We start from the raw sequence: 22,801 nt of genomic DNA, 5'->3' as shown, positions 1-22,801 counted from the left end.
ATCTAGAGACAGCCATATTGTTTATAAGGAGTAATGTGATGTAATGTAAGGTTATGTAATGTTTTTTAATGTAAAATTAAGAGATTCTGAGAATACGAATTAAGAGGAGTTGAGTCAGATTGTTATCGTCAACGAAGCTTTGCCTGTTATTCGTCTTGGGTTCTCTGTTCATGCTAACCGCATCCGGCTGTTTCAGTTCGAGTCCGAAAATAGATAAGCCGAATGCGGGGAAATCCGCGAGCGGCAGCAAGGATACGAAGCAGGGGAATCAGGCAGCCGGGAATTCGTTCGAGAAACAAGACCAGCTTAATAGGGGGAAACCCGTTACATTAAAGGTTGACTTATGGTTATATACGCCAACACTCAAATCGACACGGACGAAGGAAAACCCTGAGGAGCGGGTTGCCGGACAAAAGATAGCCGATGCGTTCACCAAATTATATCCTAACGTTACGATTGAATGGGTTCGCGGTATGAACAAGAAAGATCGGACTTCTTTGGCCAATTACTACACGGTTAAGTTGTCCTCCGGAGATGGGCCCGACATTGGAATGAGTTGGAATGCGTTTGCCAAAGAGGGTTGGTATTTACCAATGGATGAATACCTTAATCAGCCCAATCCTTTTGTTAATGACAACCGGAAGTGGAGTGAACAATTTCCGGAATATTTATGGAGCAAGAACATGGTTTCCGAGGCGGTTGAAGGAAAGATGTCCGTAATAGGCATTCCGATCAGCTTAAATTCGGGATCGGCGACAGCTATTTTTTATAATAAAGAGATCTTGACCAAGGAAGGTATTGAAGTTCCTAAATCCTATCTGGAGTTTATCCAAGCGGCGGAGAAGTTGAATAGCAAAGGTTATATCGGGCTTCACCCTTGGACTGCGCAGAATCAGATATACAACTGGGCGTTTTTATTCAATTTGGGTCCTTATTATTTTGAAAAAAATGTAGCTGACAAACTCAAGTCCGATAAGCACGGCAATATCGATCATGCTGAAATAATTCGGGGTGTGAAGGAGAGAATGTTTTCGCCGGTTCTTAACGAGTATGCGAGGGAGCTGTATTTGAACTTTAAGAAATTTTTTGCTGTTTCACCTCCGAATTGGGAATCCACGGATTTTACAAAGCCTTGGGAAGAAGGGAGAGTGGCCATGTTCGAGGACGGAACCTGGACGCTAGCTACAGAGAGTGCCAATGAGGAGCGTACCTTTGAATTTGGTTTGTTCCCGCCGCTTCCGTTAGCTGCAGGAGAATCGAAGTACGTTTCGGTTCCGAAATATACCGAGAAAGGGCCTTATCAGCCTGAGCCAGTCGTTTCTTTAAATATCATTAAACCTTCCGTCGAAAAACACGGTACGGAGGAAGCTGCAGTTCGGTTTCTTCAATTCTTGACGGCTCCAGAAAATTTGTCGTTGCTTATTGAAGAAGACCAAACGTCGATAGGTGCAGTCAAGGGCGTTCCAACACCGGCGTTGCTTGAAGAATTGATTTCCCGTCCGTTTCCCATCACGCCGAGCTATACATGGCCAACCGGTCTGGATATTGAAAGCAACGATCAATGGAACCAGTATACGACGGCTTGGGTCTATGGAAAGTTGACCGATGAGATGTACTTCGCTGCGATCGACGAGATTCAAAGCAAGGCTGCTGACCGCATCATTCAGGCTAACAACATCGATACGAGCGGCTGGAAGATGCTTTTGAAATCGGAGGGGAGTAATTAGGATGTATAAGCTAGTCATCGTTGACGACGAAGTCAACATAAGAGAAGGGCTAAGCCGGGTGAATTGGAACGCGCTTGGCATTGAGCTTGCTGGATCTTATGAGAATGGGCTGGAAGTATTAAGATGTTTTGAGGAAGAAGCCGCGGATTTGCTGCTCGCAGATATTCGTATGCCGTTCATGAGCGGTTTGGAATTAGCGGAAAAGGTGAAGAAGGCCTATCCTTTCACGAAAATCGTCATCTTGACTGGCTACAGCGATTTCGATCTGGTTCGTTCTTCCTTGCGAAGCGGCGTCTGCGATTATTTGCTGAAGCCTTCTACGACAGAGGAACTGACGCGTGCGTTTCTACCGCTTGTGGCTATGTTGAACGATGAACGGCGAGAAGCGGAGGAAGAACAGATGCTGCGCCGTAAGTCGCAGCTCGCATCGGTATTGATGCGCATTCAATTCTTGAATAAGCTGCTGTACATGCCATTATCGCAGGAAGAAATCGAGGAAGGCTGTACGAATGCGAATATTCGGAGCGATGCGGAGGCTTACACAGTTGCTGTAATCGGCCTTGATGACAAGATAAGGACAGATTATTCCATTAAAGACTGGGAATTGTTATTATTTGCTCTCGACAACACTTTGACTGAAATTTGGGAAAGGGAAGGACATGGCAGTTACTTCGTAGAGGCGGATTCAGGCAGCTGTTATATTCTCGGACAGGGCGAGAACGAGAAGCTGGCGGAACATCTCGCTTCGGTCAGAGAACATCTGTATCGCTTTCGCGGTTTGTTTAAAACGACGATGTCGATTGCGCTGGGCGAGTCGGCTTCGCGTCTAGCGGATATTTGGATCTCCCGTGAACAAGCGGATATCGCGCAAAGGCGGACGAACGGAGATGAAGAAATCGTTCATTATGTATTCGAAGGAGATTCGATAGGGGAAGGGGATGAATCCGCTGTCAAGGAAGCGGTTGTAGGGACCGAATCTGGACCGCCGGGCGATTCTGAGACAAGCAGGCGAATCGTAGAAGCAGCTAAAAGCTATGTTCGAGTGCATTTCCGGGAACCAATCTCGCTTAAGCAAATTGCCCAGCGTGTACATGTTAATAGTGCGTACTTGAGTTATTTGTTCAAGGAAGTGACGGGAGAAAATTATTTGCAATATTTGACGGCTTGCCGATTGGAAGAGGCGACCCGCCTGCTCAAAGATCCCAGCCTTAAAATATATGAAGTTTCCGAACGGGTCGGGTATCAAAACGCGCAGCATTTTTCAATCATCTTCAAAAGATATAACCAAGTTACACCTTTGGAATACCGCAACAAGCATGTAACGGTGAACTTCATCGAGGGCGAGGCGAATCATGCGTGAACGGCATGACCCATCGCAATCGGATTGTAATCAGCGCGCTGCTTCTGCTGTTGTCCGCGCAAATTATTTTCGGCATATATGGATATGCCAACATGAGCAATGTTAGAGAGTCGTCCTTAAGCTTTAGAAAAAACTACATGATCAGCCAATTGGAATTCAACGCGCTCTCGGCGTTTAAGCAGGTGGACACGTATGCCGTTCATTTGAAAACACGGGAGTTTACTTCCTTCTCATCCAGATTTCTAAGTCTTGGTACGGCGGCAGAGGCGGAGAAGGCGCTGCGGGAGCAGAACGAGAAAATAAACCGGCTGCAAATTAACGCTGATCTTCTTCAAAGCATATACCTTCTGGGTGCGGATTCTAAACAGTGGAATTACGTCCATTTTTTCGATGGAGAGGCCCAGGATTTAAGCATGGTGCTCTGGATCGATGATTTGAACGGATCAGGTATCATGGAGGCGCTTGCTGTAAAGGGAACGGGTATTCCTATCTATATTCAAGAGGGAGAATTGCAGAAGGTCATACATAAAAAGTGGAGTTATGTAAGCGAACAGCAGCTTCGACGCGTAAGCGCTTTTGCTCGTGGGCTGGAAGGAAAATGGATTATTAACAACGGCGTGAACGATTATACGCTTGGCTTGCTAGTTCTGAGCGACGATTTTCCGCAGCAGCTTCTATATGAGAGCGAACTTGAAGGATATCATTTGTCTATTTATACGGATAGCGGGATTAGAACTTGGGGCACGGGATCGCTGTAGTTGGACTTGACCGGTCAAAGTCCTTCGCAGGAAGAGAAAACGTCGTGGGCACGACGAGCGGGGGATGGGGGGCAAATTCATTATATTAAACAATTGTCCCCGTACGGCGTTGTTCTCGTACTGACGGATACGAAGACAGGCTGGGGGGCCGATTTCAGCCATATGATGATGGTTATGGGAGTCCTGTTCTGCTTGCTGCTGATTGGCAATCTCATCCTTTCACTATCACTTGCCAATGGGGTATTGTCGCCGCTGCTCAAGCTGACTAGGTTTATTCGCAACCAAGGGGGGCTGCTGCCGCTCGAAGCTTTTCCAAGGACTAAGCCGGCGGGAGAGCTGCTTACGACGACTACGGTCAGGACGAAGCTGTTCGTCCTATTCCTATTGACGGTATTGGCGCCGCTGCTTTGCATGGTCGTTTTGTTCTCTATGATGCAGAACCAGTATGCGAAGCAAGAGTGGGAACGGACGGTAGAGGCCGTGTCCAAGCAGATGAGCTGGACGGTTTCCAAGCAAGCTGAAGTGTACGAAGGAGCCGCGAATGCGCTTTCGGTGAACGACCTGTTGAACGCGTATCTATCTTCGTCAACAGGAAACTTTTCTTCGGCAGCTTCATCTGTTCAAGGTAATATTTCGACAACGATTTACCCCGAATCCAAGGACATCGCCTATTTCGTCTTGTATGATACGAACGGCAACGCAAAGTACTCTACGTTATTTTCCAACAATCTATCACTTTTTTATTTAGATCCGCAATCTTATGAATCCGAGGAGGTTCCGGAGATCGCCTGGCTTCCGGCGACGCCGGATATCTTTAATCATCTCGCGATTCAATTGATTAAGCGGGTATACCATATCAATCAGGACGGGCAGGGGGAAATTGTCGGCTATTTGCAGCTGGTACTGAAACCGGATGCATTCCAATCAGTTGTGGTGCAGGGAGATCTCTCGTTTCAAATCGAGGATGAACAGGGAAATCCCATGTACAAGAGCGACGGCTATGAAGACCACAGCAAGATGAGCGAAGCCGTAAACCGTACGTCGAACGCTGCCGGCAAATCGCTTGTTTTAGAGGAAAAGATTCCGGGGCTCGATTGGAAAATGACCGTTCAGTTTCCGCTGGATGCTTTGCATGACTTGAACGGAGAGTTGTTGTGGGTCGTCGCATCGGTCGCATTGTTATGCTTTCTGATTGGGTTAATTTTGTCCCATTGGCTGGTTCGTCCGATTGGTTTGCTGCAGAATGCGATGGATCGGGTAAACGAAAACAATTTCGAATTTGTCTCGAAAGGCAAGACGAGAGACGAAGTGAGTTTGCTTGCCCATCATTTTAACCGCATGGTCGAGAAAATCAATCAGCTCGTGGAGGAAGATTTCCGCAGCAAATTGCGAGAGAAGGAATTGAATGCACTCAAGACGCAGGCTGAAATGAGTATGCTTCAACAGCAGATCAATCCGCATTTTCTATACAATACTTTGGAATCGATCAATATGGAGGCGCAGCGCAATAATGGCAATATGGTGAGCAAGATGATCGGTTCTCTTGCAAGCTTGTTTCGTTATTCGATCAGTTCAGGACCTGAACAAGGCGTGTCCTTAGAAACGGAGATTGAATATACCCGCTATTATGTGACCATTCAAGAAATTCGTTTCCGCGAGCGGTTTACCGTGGAGTGGCGGATCAATTCCGAGACGCTTCACTGCAAGGTGCTGAAGTTTATTCTGCAGCCAATCGTTGAAAATGCCATTAACCATGGTTTGTCCGAGTATGCTTCTGGGGGCGAGCTTGTCATTTCCTCGCAGATAGAGAATGGAAGGTTAATGATTCGGATTTCGGACAATGGAATTGGCATGCGAAAAACAGAGTTGGAGGTGTTGGAACATAAGCTTCGAGAAGGATCCAATGATGAAACGCCGCCATCATCCTCGTCTATCCGTCATGGAGTCGGACTGAGCAATGTGTATCAGCGTCTGAAAATCTATTACGGTGAAGAGGCGGATTTGATTATAGAGAGCAAGTATATGAAAGGGACGACAGTTACGCTGTTCATTCCGTTGAAGGAATGATACATGAAGCGGAACTGAAAAGCTGAGCAGAGTCTGAATGCCAGCCAGTCGGGTGCGGTAATCCAACATGAACGAAATCGCCGAGAAGGCTCAAGAAATCTGATGATTTCTTGAGCTTCTTTGCGCTTGTTTTGGACAATTTTCTTGGAAAAGCAATCTCCAAAAAACACAAATGAAATCTAGAAACAGCCATGTTGTTTTCTGTTTGCAACCTCATTTATGATATTGGGTATAACGGGAGGAAGCCGTTATAGAGCGGCTTGGAATTGGCGGAAAAGGTCAAGAAGGCCCATCCTTTCACTAAATGGGTGCGGATTCTAAACAGTGGAATTACGTCCAAGCATTCCAATCTATATTCAAGAGGGAGAACAGCAGAAGGCCATACGCCAGAAGTGGAGTTATACGTGCGATCAATAACTGCAATGTGTAAGCGCTTTCGTTCAAGATCTTCCCCGACAGGGAACCCCTGAAAATCTATTACGGCTAGGAGGCGGATTTAATTATTGATAGCAAGTATGTGAAAGGGACGACAGTTACGCTGATCATTCCGTTGAAGGAATGATCAGCGTAACTGAAAAACGAAGTGGAGGCATGGATATGTTGAAGAAAATAAGCTGTTGTATATTGATTGCTGCCATCCTATTGACTGGCTTTATGGGTACAGGGCTTCAAGCTCAAGTTTCGGCTGCCGAAAAATCGACCAGCTTGGCTGAGAAAACTGAAGATCATTGGGCCGCAGCGGAGCTTCAAACATGGAAGGACTACGGGATCATTAATGGGTACTCGGACGGCAGTCTGAGACCGGATAATGAGATAACAAGAGCGGAATTTGTCGTCATGCTCGGCAGGGTATTCAACTTTAGCCAAGGATCGGTAAATCCATTCAAGGATGTACCTGCAGCAGCGTGGTATGCAGATGCATTGTCAAAAGCTTATACAGCAGGAATCATTAGCGGGATGGGGGATGGAAAATTCCAACCCAATCGATCGGTTTCAAGGGAGGAAGCGGCGAAAATGATCGCTGTCGCTTTCGATCTCGAGCCTGCTTCATCCAGTATGAACGTTAAAGATCTGAATGAAATATCGGACTGGGCGGTTCCATATGTGAACGCATTGTTCGAGCATGGCTACATATCCGGACGCGGAGATCATCATCGTTTTGCTCCTAAAGCGAACCTTACAAGAGCCGAAATGATTAAGATTTTGGATAATGTTGTAGATAAGCTTGTAGATGTCGACGGATTAAGCGGTATAACCATCAATGGCAATGTGGTGGTGAAAAACTCGCCAGTCACCTTAAAGGACTTGGTTATTAATGGAGATTTGCTTCTTGCTCCCGGTATGACAGCAGGGGAGGTTGTTCTGGAAAATGTGACAGTGAAAGGCAGATTGCTCATCCAGGGGAGCCCGGTTAGCGGTGTTTCGATAACCAGTTCGCACCTTGGGATTGTGAAGATGACAGCAGCGGGCACGAAGCTTACGCTTGCAGCTACAGACATCAGTCAGATGCTTATTATGCCTTCCGCTAGCAATAGTCTTATTAAATCGGATAAGGAATCGAGGATCGGGCATCTCGAAAATAAAGCGAAAAATGTTGTTATTGACGCTGATCGCGTGCAAGACACTGAGAGGGATATTCCTCCGGTAAACAACGGTGACAACGGTAATCCTCCGGTTAAGCCGGATCCGTTGATTTCGAAGGTATCTTACCTGGCATTCGGTCAAAGCGGACAGGAAACTGCCAGCCAACTGAGGTTCACCGGAAACAGCAGCATAGATACGATCGGGACGAAGGTGGGCGAGCTCGAGGATTCGTACAAAGTCAGGTACATGCAAGGCAAAGGATCCGCAATTACGTTCACGCTGACCGATCTTAAGCCGAATCAGCCGGTGACCGTCGAAATTGAGGAAATTCATAGTCGCAACCCTGACGCTTTCGCGTATACCGTTCTTGCGAACGATCAGGAGGTTTATTTCCGAACGTATCGCGAAGCGTCAGCCGGGCCTAACCATTATTTTATCGATCTGAACGCTTCGATCATCGGAGGGGCTTCTTCTCTCACGCTTACGCTGCGTAACGACAGTCCAACAAGGGTTAATTTCGCGAAGGTGTGGGCATACAGCAACTTCGAAAGCCTGCTGGCGGACGAGCATATTTACCGCCCAATGACGGTTGCATTGTTCAAGCCGAATATAAAATGGAATGACCATGCGGCTGACCTAGCGCTCTTGAACGGAATTAAGCAAAAGTATGCTGATTATGAGATGTATAATATTGCGGTTGTCTTCGACATTCTCTACATGCACTGGAGCGAGAAGGAGATGAAGCGGCGTCTGGATTATTTGACACAGCTTTCTGCTGATTCTGGACTGGCCATTCATTTAAGCGTTGATTCCTGGTGGGACGGAACGCCGATAGGTCCAGATGGACAGGGAGGCTATTGGCGGGATATGCCTTATCAACAAGTTGTATACGATCCGTTGAACACTGACGGCAGAGGAAACTGGAAGCTGTCAACGCCGAACGTATGGGGCAATACGCCTTGGCTTACGATGAATAACGAGCATTACAACGAAGTCCGCGCGGATAAAATCAGAGGCGTAACGGCTTATCTAGCGGCCAGAACCGCGGACTTGAAGGCAGATGGTGTTGAACTTCCCCCTGTTGTCGTATTTACCGAGAATGAGCCGTGGTATTGGCCATATTTCGCTTTTAACGCATCGCCCGAGGGTACAGGAGATTTTGGTCCGGAGGTCATTGCAGCCGCGGCAAATGATGGTGTGCTGCTTGATCCAACCGACGGTATATCTGTACAGGAGAGGCAATGGCTTGCGAAGAATATGACGGATTATATTTCGACTGTATCAAATGCGATGGCGGAAGGATATGGCTACAATGCGATTATTGTAGATAACGGACAGATTACCTATCCGGATAACCAACTCGTGGAGAATGCCTTTACACATACGTTCACTAATCAGAAATTTCCGGGTTTAGATGAACAGCAGTCACTGTGGGAAGCGCATATGGTGAAAAATATTCGTTTCGGCGGAGAATGGGAAGACATTTTGGATGATCGCTACTTAAGCTATATTGCTGCCCGGGGCAAGTTCGCCGATGTCAATGCGGAACGAGGCGCTAACTCCATGCAGGATTTTCAAGTTCTGCCTCAGGCTTACGCCTACGGAGCGGATCATGTGACGATTTATAATTACCGGAGTGGAGACGAGAGCATCATCCGCTCGAATGACGTGGAGATGTCCGATCCTTACAGCACTCCATCCTATGGGAAAGTAGTAATCGATTATAACTTTGCGGATGAACAATCGCTGACAACAGGCATAAGTTTCGTAGAAACCAATCAGGTGAAGAGAGGGCCATTGCTGGAGAATTACGTTGTCAGTTCCAATACAGGCGATGCTAACGGAGGCTATATCACTTTCAAGGCGGATAATCAAGGTGTTCCGCTGACGCATGGTCTTGCGGTTGAATTGGCAGGACGCAGTCTGAATTATCTTTGCAGTCTATGCAAGGTGGAGGTCTGGGCCGGTCCTGAGCTGAATCAGCTGTCACTTGTAGATACACTGAAAGATATGTTTCATACGGCAACAATCGACGCGAGCGATTACATTGATCCGTCCAGCTCAATTGCTTATGTTCGTATCCGGCTATACTCGCCTAATCTTCCAAGCCAGGTATTCGATTGGGTATCTTTGTCCTCCGTGAAAATCACGGCATTGTTAGGAAGAGCAAGCGGTCACACGAGTGGACTCCAATATACGTTCAAGCAGCTGCGAGAAAGAAATTTATGGGTAACGTACCGAGCAGATATCGAACGATTGTTAGCGAAATACGTTGACCAAGCAGGACAGAATGACATGTACAAAGAGATCGATGAGCTTTACCGGAGCGGTTATTACGGAAAGGCATACAAGAGACTGATGGAGGCGATGTCTCAGCTTCTCCCTGCCAAATTCGTTGTCAAAGGATCCGGAACGCTCGGAGATTATCCGTTGTCGATGCAGATCGTGGATACGGCAGCCAAGATTCATACGACGCTGTATACATTCGGCAATTCGTTCAAAATCGGATTTGTTGCCGATGCTGCAGCAACCGTTTCCTTGACGCTAACGCATGCAACCTCCGCCTATTACAAGGCTGTAGACTTAGGCGGTGGAATCTATGAAATTTCGCCGACGCAGGCGAATGATGCCGGAGCCATTGCCGTTACCGGTGGCAAAGCGACATTTGCATTGAACGCTCCGACGAAGCCTGCCAAGACATATCCGTCGGAAATCGAAGCAAGGTATTATTCAAAGAGCGGAACGGCTACGATAAATATTCAATCCCAAGATCCGGCTATCAGCGAATACGTGAATTATATCGATCTGAAGCTTGCGGATCAGGTGATTATTTTGAGAGGGCCGAAAGGCACGCCTGATCAAGAACTTCAGCAGGTACCGATAGAGATGCTCGATTATGGCGATTTGCTCAAGCTTACGTTGAATCAGCAGGGTGAAGTCGTCTCGTTAAAAGCCTATTACGGTAAAGTATCCGGGACGATTACCAAAATCCAGCCGGTTACGGTTACCGGGCAATTACAGAACGCCTTCGTCGAATTGCGAGATAGCGCGAACAAAGAATATCGGTTCGAAATGGGTCAAGACAGCCAGTTTAATTCGCCCAATGCGAAAGGTACGAATGTTTTCAATGCTCCAATAAACGATTGGGGCTTTAAAGTTGGGGATCTGGTTACGATTAGCTATAGTCCGTATGCGGTCTTGGGGAGAGCGAAGCGGGTTTTGGGAATTTCTGAACAGTATGACACGATGCTGTTCGAGAACTTCGAGGAGACTGGCGAAGCATGGCGAACGAGAGCTGATGAGGTGCATAATATTTTAAAAACGCGACTCGATTCCAATAATCAAGATATCGTCTTAAGGCCTGATAATATCGCATCGCCAGGGATTGCGACCTGGAAGCTGGAGAGTGCAACCCCCTTTGAAGGTGCGGCTATTCAATACAGCGGTCGAGCCATCATGGGTACAACGGTGGAATGGGAAATGAGCGTGACAGGCTCCGAGGGCACATGGCAAAAGGTAGGCGAGATCGCAAATGATGCAGATAGCAACAGCTTCAATCAGTTAAGGGACATCAATCTGGATATCGCAAATTTGAACACGAATACACTTTATGTTCGAGTTGTCATGACAACATCGAATCCGGATACCTGGGCGTCGATCAACAGTGTGAAGTTTATTGTGAAGAGAACAGGAATCCGGGAGCTCGACACCGCTTCGCTGACTTGGAATAACTCCGTTGTGTACGAGGGGCAGAATGTGCCTGTTGTGTTAACCGCGAAGTATGATAACGACGATACGGTTAATTTAGCCGGAGCGAAAATCGTATATGCGTTTGGTACGAACGGCATACTGGCCCAAACATCCAATGGACTTAGTGCCATAGGTGCGGGGACTACGACGGTCAAGGCTTACTTATCCGTTCAAGGCAAAGTGGTCTCAACCAATACGATAACAGTGTCGGTCACAGCTAATACGCTTGGTCACATGGAGATGATGCCAGCGGATGCTTTCGTGCCCATCAACGGGACAGTTACTGCCGAGGTAAAAGCGTATAACGAGCAAAATAATGAGCTTCAACCGTCTCTGTACAAGACTGTGTATACGAGCAGCGACGTATCTGTGGCGACGGTCTCCGCGAATGGAATTGTGACAGGTATTTCCTATGGAACCGCGAATATTACAGCGGTTATCACGTTTCATGGGCTGAGTCTAAGCAAGTTCATTACGGTTACTGTCGCCCAGCCGGTCGCGCTAGTCGATGAGGATTTTCAAGATATTCCGATTGGCACGATAACAGCTGAGGTGATCGGAGCCAATGAGGTTGTTAATTTGCAAAATGAGCTGCTGTTTGAATCGCTGCCGGATATAGGATTAACCGGTACTCCTAATGACGCAGGGGGCAAACAGGCGGGTTATGTCATTTATAAGCTGGATAGCACGGATTCGAATGGATTCAAAAAGCTTGAAATGTTATATAGCGGTCGAACGCTGCATATCGATGAGGATCGGATTGCGGCGATGCGATTTTACGTGGGAACGGATGTGACTGCGATGACCAAAATCGGAGAGCTGTCTACCTCGGCTCCGGGAAACTATGATACGATTCGGACGCTCGACTTGACAGAACAAGCGAAAGGGCACAAGACCGTTTATTTGAAGATTGAAATCGAATCCGTTGCGTATACGTGGGGATTTCTGAACTCAGTAAAAGTGATCGATTACGCGACAGGAGTGTAACTATGGAACGCATGGAGTTTGTACATGAGAAGATGAGGCTCGGCTTTACTCGCTCGGATAATAAATTGCGGCAGGACATCTTTCAGCCGCAAGTTCTGCCCACGGATATCCAAGGATCATATGCTGCTGGGATGAATATTCAGGCTGCTGTGGCTGGCAAGCCGCATGGGGTTCATCCAGGGCTTGCGGTGGGGCACTCTTTGCTTGCCGAAGAGCTGGTCCTAGAGCAGGTAGATCGGACGGAAAGTGGTTTGTCTCTGCGGTATCTGCATGAAGAGTTGAAGCTGATTGTGGAGTTAAATATGGAATTCGTCCCTGGAGCGGCGGTAATCAGGCAGACAACGACAGTGAAGAACGACGGCCCGGAAGCCGTCGTTCTGACCCATCTTTCTTCCTTATGTATGCAGGGAATCGCGCTCGGCAGCACTGGCTCCTGGTCCGAACCTGGCAGGGTAAAGGTTCATTATTGGCGGCAAGCCTGGAGCGGCGAAGGACAATGGAGATGCGACGATTTGGACCAACTAGGTCTTTATCGCACCTCGCCTTATTCGATGTCGCATGCTGTTCATTGGGAATCCAGGGGAAGTTGGAGTACGGGACGATATTTGCCTATGGTTGTGATCGAAGATTTGGAGACGCAATCCGTTTGGTATGCGCAGGCTGAAACCTCGTCTAACTGGCATATAGAGCTTGGAAACCGCCATGAGCATGCTTCAGTCGGCAGCGACAGTCTATATGTTCAAATAGACGGGGCCAGCGAAGGTTTTGGCGGATGGACCAAAACCTTGCTGCCAGGAGAAAACTTTACGACGATACCGGCAGCGATCGGATGCTGCTCCGGCGGTATAGAAGCGGCAGCTCGGGAATTGACCGCTTACCGGCGTTCGCACCTCAAGCCAGCCAACGCTTGGTTGGGCGAAGTTCCGGTTGTGTTTAACGATTATATGAATTGCTTGTGGGCCGATCCTTCGGAAGCTAAGCTCCTTCCCTTAATTCAACGCGCCACTGAAGTCGGGGCGGAAGTTTTCTGTATCGATGCGGGCTGGTTTGCTGAGCCGAATACTTATTGGGGAACGTCTCTGGGGGACTGGCAGCCGAATGCGAACCGATTCGGAGACGAGGGTCTCGCGGGGATCTTGCAAACAATAAAACAGGCAGGAATGATTCCGGGTGTTTGGCTGGAGATGGAGGTATGCGGGGAAAGTGCGGCCTTGGGCCGCCAACCGGATACATGGTTTTTAAGGCGGAATGGCCGAAGAGTGGGCGGCGGAGAGCGCTGGTTTATGAACTTCACCAACCCCGAAGTAAGAGCATATATGCACGGCACGATAGACCGATTGGCAGCAATGGGAGTCGGTTTTATCAAGAACGATTACAACGGCTGTGTCGGATTCGGCGACGATACGCTTGGCAGTTCGGCAGCCGATGGGCTGATTATCCACATGCGCAGCTTCTATGCCTTCTTGGATGAAGTGAAAGCGAAACATCCTTATTTGATCATAGAAGGCTGCGCTTCCGGCGGCATGAGAGCCGACTATGGGATATTATCTCATGCTCATATGGTGAGTTCGAGCGATCAAGAAGATTATACGAAGTATCCATCCATTATCGGGGGAATGCTGGCGGCGGTATTGCCTGAACAGAACGGCGTATGGGCATATCCATATCCGTTGCTTGTCTCCCATCGCGATCATCCTGAATGGCTGGATGACAAGGAATACAGGAACTCCATGCAGGATGGAGAACAAACCATTTTCAATATGATTAACGGATTATGCGGCAATCTGTATTTGTCCGGTCGAGTGGATAAAGCGGATGGTTTAAACCTGTCGCTGATCCAAGAAGCAATAACTCTTTATAAAGCGGAGAGAATTCATATTCGCAATTCATCCCCGATCTGGCCGCTCGGTTTTAAAGCGGTAAACGATTCATCGGGCTGGAACAGTGTTGGTCTTGCCTCTATGGACAATGCGCGGGTTTTGTTAGCGATATGGAGGTTGGAAAGCGAGGAGAGCACTATCCGACTTCCGATATCGGGTTGGGAGAATGGTTCCGTTGAGGTGAAGCAGCTTTATCCGGCAGCGGATCCATACCAAGTCATGAACAATTATAATATTGTCGACGGAGCATTAATCGTGAATTTGCCGAATCGGAATCAAGCAAGGTTCTTCGAGCTCAAAAAAATGACCGAACAATAGGATGTAAAAGGATACCCGAATGATTTGCAATCACAAAGAAGGCTCACGAAATCTCTTGATTTCGCGAGTCTTTTTTATCTTATTTTGTAAGATTTGCCAAAAATAAGAATCTCCAAAAAACACAAATGAAATCTAGAAACTGCCTTATTGTTTGTGACTTTCCATCTTCGTATAGTTATAGAGTAATAAAAATGAACACGCTTGCAAGTTCAAAAAAAACTAATAGGGGGATTTACATGACCAAGAAGTTGTCCATCAGATTCACGGCAGTAATATTATCATTAGTTTTAATTCTAGTAGGCTGCAGTACGAATTCTAAAAGCACGGATACAGGAACAGCTAAAGATACGGGAACTGCTGTAAGTACAGATGCAACTACAGATGCAGCTACAGATGCAGGAACTGCTGCGGCTACAACAAACGGTGAAAAAGTCACCATTCGGATGAATATGGGTGAGGGAGAGATTACAAAGGATCAGATCACAGAATTTAATAAGGATCATCCGAATATTAATCTGGAACGAGTAGATGCCGATTTCAATAAATTAATGGCTGCAATTGCTGCGAATTCTGAAACAACTCCAGACATTCTCCGTGTCAATGGAGGGAACGAATTCCCCTTCTATGCTGCCAGAGGCTTGGCTTTGAATTTACAGCCCTACTTTGATGCAAGTACGGTATTCAAAAAAGATGATCTTCTTAGCATCGGGGACATATTCAAGTGGGATGGCCAAAATCAGGGAACAGGCGATTTGTACGGATTTGTGAAAGACTGGCAACCAGAAACAGATATGTACATCAACAAGAAGTTGTTTGCGGAAGCAGGGATACCGATACCGGATGATAAAACAGCTTTGACTTGGGATCAAGTCGCAGACTATGCAAAGAAATTAACTAAAAAAGATGGGGATAAATTTATCCAGTGGGGATATACGAACCCATTTATTGGCGGGGTTACAGTTTCTCAAGCTACATTACACATGACTTATGCAGTTCATGAGATTAATCGGTAATTGTGAGAATCTATGCTTGAATGCACCGGCCACATGGTCATGGAGAGATTTTTGGGCCAATATGCGGAAATAAGGCTTGCAAAACGGCGTGCCTCTATGTCAAAATCGATGTAGATTCGCTTTAAACCCTTGTGGTTTCTTGTGCGAACCTGGCAACGAGTGTGGAAGAGACCGCGAACCATTTCGCCGTGGGTGTGGCTCTCATCACTCGTTTTTTCTTTGTTTACTTGCCATAACGCATAGGCAAGTAGCGTCTCCGCAGCAAAAAGTAACTCCATGTGCGCGTGCTGATGTGCTTCGGATGTAGAGTGGCACTTTTCAAAGCCAAGTTCTTGTTTGGCCGCGCGGAAAAACACCTCTATACGCCAACGCTTTCCGTACACTTCAAGCGCCTTATCTGGCGCATCATGTCGGTTGCTAATGATCAAGTAGGCTCCTTTGTAGGTTGCCGGTTCATCTGGTGAATCTTCCTTCACATCAACGCTTTCCTCGTCTTCTTTAAGCCGCATAGCGACAACGGCAGCAAGGGGAACGAAGCGTTGTTTCGTTACAAGTTGCCCTTTCCGCCCTTCAGCAAGATAAGGTATTTTCATATAAATATCAGATACTGAAATGGCGAAGATTCCCTTCTTGCTGGATGTAGATAAGCGCTTGTATGTATCCTGAATAAGCTGTCGCGCCGTAACAGGTACATACCGATCACGACGTCCGGGGACTGTAATCTTTCGATGCAGTGCAGTATTGCGCTTAGCTTTAGTTACCCAGTCAAAGGAATGCTCTTGCAAGAAAACGAAAAAGTCTTTGCATAAATACCATCGGTCCATCGCTACCCAGAGGCGGCAAGTGACCGACTCGCGAAGCATGAGCAGCATTTGTCTGGCTAAATCAAACTTGGTCAAGCCGGTTTCCTCGTCAGACATTTTGCGCCAAACGCGGTAGAACAACGGATATTCGAGTCCGTTTCGGAGCACGGCCTGAAGGACAACGAGGTTCATGCACCAGCTATAGGATTTGGATGAAGAGTCCCTGAGCCAGCACAGGAATGGCAGTTTCTTTGCATAGGGATGGGCGCTATGTGTATCGTCGAGATTAATAATATCGCCTTCTTGAAGCGCGGTTTCCCGTTCTTCCTGAAGCCTGGCAACCCGTTTTTTCCCAAACGTCAGCCATGCATGGGGAACTGTGAAGAACCGGCTGAGCGTGTATTGTGCGAGTTTGTAGGGTTTAAACATGAGTTCAAGTAGAGCATCTTTCCCAGCCAGTTCGCTCATTTGTACAACCGATGAGCATCCAGAGATCAATCCGATGATGTACATAAAGCAAAGCATCCATGAAGGAGCTCCGCTTCGTTTGAATATCCCAGCTTGCATCAAGAGCAAAGAAAAGTCGAACTTTTCCCAAAGTGATCGCAAGACCGGCGCTCCCGCGCATTCGCCTTGTGAAAGCTTACGAAATCGTGGATTTTCAAGGGTTTGTTTCACGAAAATCACCTATTATCTCGAAGGTATACCCAGTAGAAAAGGTATTCTTCGTGATTATCGGGGTGATTCCAAAAAGTCAAGGGATTTTCCGGGTTTTAGTTTACATTTCTATGACTATTGATCGTTTTCCAACGATTGGAATGAACTGCATAAGTCATGATTACAGTATATGTTAGCATCATCTGGAAAATCATTATACAGCGATGATTTTAGTACAATACTGCTGGATTCTCCGGAAGCGAAGAAGGCTTTGCAATATTGGGTTGATCTGGCTAAAGCCGGAGTTGGACCAAGTCCGCTTAACCCAGAAGCAACAGGCTTTATTGACCTCTTTACACAGGGTAAATTGGGTATGATGACAGTTGGATATTGGTTTGCAGGAATATTGAAAAGTACTGACGCCTCAAAGAGCCATTTGGATGATTTTATGCTTCTACCTGCCCCAATGGTTGCAGGCGGGAAAGCAATCGAAGCTTCGCAAGTCGGTACGGGAGGCATTATTAATAGTAAAACCAGACACCCTAAAGAAGCTTGGACCGTGTTCGAGTGGTTCTTTGGCGGCAAGCCTGCGGACGAAAGAGCAGCTAGCGGATGGGGATTGCCAGGATTTCAATCCAAGATGAGTAAAGTTCCGGTTGCAACGAATTTCGACAAACAAACCTATGCCGTAGTGAGTAACAATGTCAGTCATTTGACTACAATTCCGAATAATCCTTATATCTCGACAACCGCAATCGATACCATCTTTGGCAAGTATTTTATGCCTGTGTACTTTGGTGAAGACACACTTGATGGAGCGATTGCGAAGAGTAAGAAGGAAATAGAGATCCAAATACGAGAAAATAAAGATATTGTCGGCGTCAAGTAGTTGAGTTGATTTCTGTAGTGGAAGTGACCACCGTCGCTTCCACTTTCAATTTGAGGAAGGATGGATTTCTATGATGGGCAAGATCGAGCGCAGGGAAAATAAAGAGTTTTATATTCTGACCCTACCATGGATCGTGATATTTATTGCAATGGGATTATTTCCTCTATTGTATGGATTGTATTTAAGCTTTACAAACTATTCGGGATTTAACTTTAACAGTGTGAGGTTTGTGGGTCTTCGCAACTATCACAGCGTGTTTACTGACAGCGATGCAATGTATTCACTAGGCCGATCTTTTATTATCGGTTTTATCAACGTTATATTCAGTACAGTAATTTGTTTTTTTCTTGCTCTTTTATTAAATAATAACTTTCGTGGCATTGGTCTTTATAGGTCTCTGTTCTATTTGCCAGCCATTCTGCCGATTACGGCTGTGGGCTTGATGTGGAAATCTATATTTTCTCAAAGCGGAATACTCAATAGTTTATTGCAATTCCTCGGATTTCATACTATTAACTGGTTGGGTTATGACCATGCTACGCTCTCGCTGCTTATTTTATTATGCTGGGGATGTGGCGGCGGCATCATCATTTATTTGGCGGGACTTAAAGGGATTTCAGTGGATCTATTTGAGGCTGCTGCTATTGACGGAGCCAACGCGTTCCAGAGATTTAAAAGTATAACAGTACCGCTTATGACCCCAGTAATCTTCTTTAACCTAGTATTCGGAATTATTGGTTCCTTGCAGATATTCCTCCAATCCACAGTGTTAACTTCAAGTGCAATCTTAGGTGTACCGATCAGACCACTTTATTTATATTTAATCCATGCTTTCCAACAAATTTTCGCGTTTCAAAGATATGCGTATGGTTTAGCCCTATTATGGGTGCTTTTTGCGATTACAATACTGCTTACCCTTATTGTTTTTGGCACAAGCCGATTATGGGTTCACTATGATTCCGATGATCGGAAAGGAAGGTAACCAAACATGAACCAGACTAAATTAGTCAAGGCATCCTTATATCTTCTTGTGCTTATCTTCGTAGTGGCTTTTTCGTTCCCGTTATATTGGTTATTCGTGAACTCCATTCAGCCGCTTTTTACAGGCACAGCCTGGTTTCCGCTTCATCCTACACTAGAGAATTACCATCTGGCATTTACGCTTCGTCCGTATTGGATGTTTTTTAAAAACTCAGTCATTCTTACCACAATCTCAGTAGTCTTGCCTTTATTCTTCAGCTTTTTTTCAGGGTTTGCCTTTGCCCGATTAAGGGCCAAGTTCAAGGGATTTCTGTTTATGATCATCTTGTCAACGATGATGGTGCCCGCTACTGTTATATTAATCCCACAATATGTTCTATTTCATGAATATGGTCTCTTGGGTACCTATTTACCGTGGATTCTTGGAGGTATCGGGGGCAGTCCTTTTGTCATTTTCTTATATCGGCAATTTTTTATGAACATTCCAATGGAATTGGATGAAGCTGCGCGGATGGACGGATGTTCTACGTATGGCATCATATTCCGGATTTATATACCCATTTCCTTGCCAGTCATTGCAACGGCGGGCATCTTGCTGTTTAACAACAGCTGGGGTGCAGATTTCTTGACTCCCTTCATGTTTCTACAAGAAAGTCAGTATCCGCTTTCAACAGCATTGCTGCAAATAGGGTATATATATCCTAAATCCCCCAATATCGAAATACCTCAAGTTCAGTTTGCTGCGCTTGTTATCTTTATTCTACCGATTCTAGTCGTGTATTTATTCGGACAGCGTTTTTTAGTCAGCGGGATAATGACGGGTGCTGTGAAATCATAGTGTAATTGCTATCTATTCTTACCCGGAAGCAATGAATCAAAATGCTGCAGCATCTTGGAGGGATTTTATTGTCTAAATGGAGAGGATTATCGTATAAGCTGGCTCCTGTAGAACAAGAAATCGACAACGTAGTCCATGAGCAGCCAAACTCCAAGAACAATTGGATTGAAGAAATGGAACAATACCTCCAGCTTAACTTCACTAAAAATCTGACACTGCATTCCTTATCGGACCACTTTCATTTAAGTGCGCTATATCTTAGCCGCGAATATACCCGCAAGAAAAAGATTTCACCTCTGAACTATCAGATGCAACTGCGAATAGAAGAGTCGAAGCGATTAATTAAAAATAATCCACGTTTACTATTCAAGCATATCGCTGTGCTAGTCGGTTTCAACGATCCATATTACTTTTCCAAGCTCTTCAAACAATGGACAGGACTGACCCTGACAGAGTATAAAAATAAAATAGATTTAGAAATGTAAGCACTTTCAAAAAAAAGAAAATTGAAGGGAGATTTAAGAGTATGCTGATAAAAATGAAATATGCATGCTATGCATTCTTTGCCGTTTCGATATTGTTGGTATTGGTTATTATAGGTGCTCCTAAAGCAATGGCTTATTCGCAAACAGGACCAGTTACAGTTTGTAATTCCGGACAATTAACTAATTTGGGTATGGATGTAATTGATGAGCCTTTTAGTACCAAAATCTTCGGAGGGACCCAAACTTGGTTTCAATCTACAAATTGGGGCGATACGCATCTAAAGTTCAACGGGTCATTATATTCCCCATGCGGCGGAGCATTAGTATGGTCGAAGACAAGAGCACAGCTGTACACCAATCCATCATCGACACCAGCCAAACCATGGGTAATAAGCACTTACCAAGACACCAATGGGCTCTTAGGGTTTATTCATGTAGAATTTGCCGGATCTAATGGTAATAAAGGAAGAACTGGACTTGCATGGTCAACGGATAATGGGGATACCTATACTTATTTGGGAGACATTCTATCTCCTTATGGAGACCCGGACATGGGTGGCGGTTTTATGCAGGGCGTCCCTTACTTTATTAAGGATGGGTACTTCTATGTTTACTTTATCGATAACTACGAAGGGTCAGTCGGTATCTCTGTTGCAAGGGCACTTGTCACAGATGTAATAACTGCCGCACAGGCCGGTAACACAGGTACAAATTTGTGGCATAAATATTATAATGGCACTTGGACCGAACTAGGGCTGGGAGGAAACGCCGCGAAGTTAAATATTATGGGCATCACTCATTCTAATGCAGCTTATAGCACCTACACTGGCAAATATTATATTGCATTAACTACCATGACTTGGGGCGGAATAGATTCATGGATAAAGCTTTATGAATCAACGGATGGCATTACTTGGACGCTTACCCAAACGGTAGCCCAAGATACGTGGGCTAATCTTGGTGAAGCTATGGGCTATCAGAATGTAAGTTTTGTGGGTACGGATGGGAGCAATAATGGTATTATAGGCAAGCAGTTTTATCTTTACAGCGGATTTAACTCTTATAGTCTCCCTAAATTATACCGCTGGACGATTGACCTCAGCAATAACAGTTATCAAGCCTCCACGGGTTTCAGCAGTACGCAAGGCGCGAACAATTGGTCCTATCAATACTGGAACGGAAGCACGTATACCAATATGACCTGGGATTCCACCAAAAGTCGCTGGAGTAAAAGCGGTACGTATAGTCTTATCGCCGGCAAAGGGCAACATCCCGACGCCAGCGCCGATTCGGTAAGAAAGTTTACCGCACCGCAAGCAGGCAACATCACGATTACGGGGACAGTGAAGAAGAGTGATATAACCGGCGGCGACGGTGTTAACGTAAAAATTCTGAAGAACGGTACGCAAATCTGGCCGGCGAGCGGTTGGCAGTCCATAGCCTATAACGATGCCACTGGTTACAATGTGAACGTAACCACTTCCGTTACTGCAAATGACGCCATCTATTTCATTACGAATATGAATGGCAACAATAGTTATGATAGCACTTCATGGGACCCAATCATAACTTACGGTTCGAGCTACCAAGCCTCCGTAGACTTTAGCAGCACGCAAGGCACGAACAATTGGTCCTACCAATACTGGAACGGAAGCGCGTATACCAATATGACCTGGGATTCCACTAAAGGTTGGTGGGGTAAAAGCGGGTCGTATAGTTTTGTCAAGGACAATGGGCAACATCCCGACGACAGCGCCGATTCGGTAAGGAAGTTTACAGCGCCGTCAGCAGGGAACATCACGATTACGGGAACAGTGAAGAAGAGTGATATAACCGGTGGCGATGGTGTTAACGTAAAAATTATGAAGAACGGTACGCAAATCTGGCCGGCGAGCGGTTGGCAATCCATCGCCTACAATGATTCAACAGGCTACAATGTTAATGTGAGCACTACAGTTGCAGTGAATGACGCCATTTACTTCATTGTCAATAATAACAGCACCAGCTCGTATGACTCTACCACTTGGAATCCGATCATTACTTATTCAAGTGTAACAACCACAGATGATGATACTAGCGGTACTTATACGGGAGCTTGGGGTTCCTCCGGTGCCCAAACTGGGTACTATAATAATACCGCTCATTATTCAAATACTTCGGGTGATTATGTCACGTATTCTTTCACAGGTACCTCCATCACATGGATTGGAGGACAAAATACTAATCATGGTAAAGTAGATGTTTACATTGATGGAACCTTCGATTCCACGTTAGATACGTATGCATCCACATGGAACAAGCAAGTAAGTCTTTATACGAAATCTGGACTCACAAGTGTGGAACGCATATGATAAAAATTCAATTGCGTAGTGACAAAAATGCCTCTTCAAGCGGTTATTATACTGACATCGATGCATTTATATATCAATGATGATCTTTATTTTAGGATGATTCAATTCTCTCATCGCGATCATCAAATCGGAATCAGGCAAGGTTCTTCGAGCTTAGAAAAAAGTGACGGAGTAATAGGATGTAAAAGGATGTCCAAATGATTTGCAAATGCCAAGAAGGCTCACGAAATCTAATGATTTCGTGAGCTTCTTGGCATTTATTTTGTGAAATTTCCTAAAAAAATCTCCAAAAAACACAAATGAAATCTAGAAACAGCCTTATTGTTTGTGACTTGCCAACTTCTTATAGTTAA

Annotated in this window: 13 protein-coding genes; 12 read left to right on the top strand and 1 reads right to left on the bottom strand. The window is 45.8% G+C overall.

Going from position 1 to position 22,801, the window contains the following annotated elements:
- The first annotated feature begins 119 nt into the window (after nt 1-119).
- From EKN16_RS16695 to EKN16_RS16665, 7 genes are all read left to right on the top strand, one after another.
- Complete coding sequence (locus tag EKN16_RS16695; protein ID WP_125659483.1) at nt 120-1,727, top strand: ABC transporter substrate-binding protein; 1,608 nt, start codon at nt 120-122, stop codon at nt 1,725-1,727.
- Nucleotide 1,728: 1 nt separating this feature from the next.
- Nucleotides 1,729-3,087 (top strand): response regulator transcription factor, encoded by a 1,359-nt coding sequence (locus tag EKN16_RS16690; protein WP_125659480.1) that lies wholly within the window; start codon nt 1,729-1,731, stop codon nt 3,085-3,087.
- Nucleotides 3,088-3,092: 5 nt separating this feature from the next.
- Nucleotides 3,093-3,845, top strand: coding sequence for a hypothetical protein (locus EKN16_RS16685; protein WP_232015809.1), 753 nt, complete (start codon nt 3,093-3,095; stop codon nt 3,843-3,845).
- Entirely contained in the window at nt 3,846-5,912 is a 2,067-nt protein-coding gene (locus tag EKN16_RS16680) for a cache domain-containing sensor histidine kinase (RefSeq protein WP_125659474.1), read from the top strand.
- 597 nt (nt 5,913-6,509) lie between these two features.
- Nucleotides 6,510-12,233 (top strand): S-layer homology domain-containing protein, encoded by a 5,724-nt coding sequence (locus EKN16_RS16675; protein WP_164522823.1) that lies wholly within the window; start codon nt 6,510-6,512, stop codon nt 12,231-12,233.
- A 2-nt stretch (nt 12,234-12,235) separates the two neighbouring features.
- Nucleotides 12,236-14,431 carry a glycoside hydrolase family 36 protein gene (locus tag EKN16_RS16670; protein WP_125659468.1) on the top strand — a complete coding sequence of 732 codons (2,196 nt, stop codon included), beginning with the start codon at nt 12,236-12,238 and terminating at the stop codon, nt 14,429-14,431.
- Nucleotides 14,432-14,667: 236 nt separating this feature from the next.
- Nucleotides 14,668-15,444 (top strand): ABC transporter substrate-binding protein, encoded by a 777-nt coding sequence (locus tag EKN16_RS16665; RefSeq protein ID WP_164522822.1) that lies wholly within the window; start codon nt 14,668-14,670, stop codon nt 15,442-15,444.
- On the opposite strand, the gene EKN16_RS33755 is transcribed toward EKN16_RS16665, so the two are convergent.
- Nucleotides 15,426-16,925, bottom strand: coding sequence for a transposase (locus tag EKN16_RS33755; RefSeq protein ID WP_375782107.1), 1,500 nt, complete (start codon nt 16,923-16,925; stop codon nt 15,426-15,428). The two genes, EKN16_RS16665 and EKN16_RS33755, sit on opposite strands and share 19 nt — an antisense overlap.
- Nucleotides 16,926-17,094: 169 nt before the next feature.
- On the opposite strand from EKN16_RS33755, the gene EKN16_RS16655 reads away from it, so the two are divergent.
- From EKN16_RS16655 to EKN16_RS16635, 5 genes are all read left to right on the top strand, one after another.
- On the top strand, nt 17,095-17,793 hold the full coding sequence (locus EKN16_RS16655) for an extracellular solute-binding protein (protein ID WP_125659462.1): 699 nt from the start codon (nt 17,095-17,097) through the stop codon (nt 17,791-17,793).
- Nucleotides 17,794-17,863: 70 nt separating this feature from the next.
- Nucleotides 17,864-18,775 (top strand): carbohydrate ABC transporter permease, encoded by a 912-nt coding sequence (locus EKN16_RS16650; protein ID WP_125659459.1) that lies wholly within the window; start codon nt 17,864-17,866, stop codon nt 18,773-18,775.
- A gap of 6 nt (nt 18,776-18,781) precedes the next feature.
- A complete protein-coding gene (locus EKN16_RS16645) occupies nt 18,782-19,612 on the top strand; it encodes a carbohydrate ABC transporter permease (RefSeq protein WP_125659455.1) in 831 nt (276 codons plus the stop codon).
- 68 nt (nt 19,613-19,680) lie between these two features.
- Nucleotides 19,681-20,097: a helix-turn-helix transcriptional regulator gene (locus tag EKN16_RS16640; protein ID WP_164522821.1), complete on the top strand. Its 417-nt coding sequence runs from the start codon at nt 19,681-19,683 to the stop codon at nt 20,095-20,097.
- A gap of 41 nt (nt 20,098-20,138) precedes the next feature.
- Nucleotides 20,139-22,448, top strand: coding sequence for a hypothetical protein (locus tag EKN16_RS16635; protein ID WP_125659449.1), 2,310 nt, complete (start codon nt 20,139-20,141; stop codon nt 22,446-22,448).
- Nucleotides 22,449-22,801 lie beyond the last annotated feature (353 nt).

The organism is Paenibacillus baekrokdamisoli (assembly GCF_003945345.1).
Classification (GTDB): domain Bacteria; phylum Bacillota; class Bacilli; order Paenibacillales; family Paenibacillaceae; genus Paenibacillus_Z; species Paenibacillus_Z baekrokdamisoli.
This window is presented reverse-complemented; position numbering and strand designations above follow the sequence as displayed.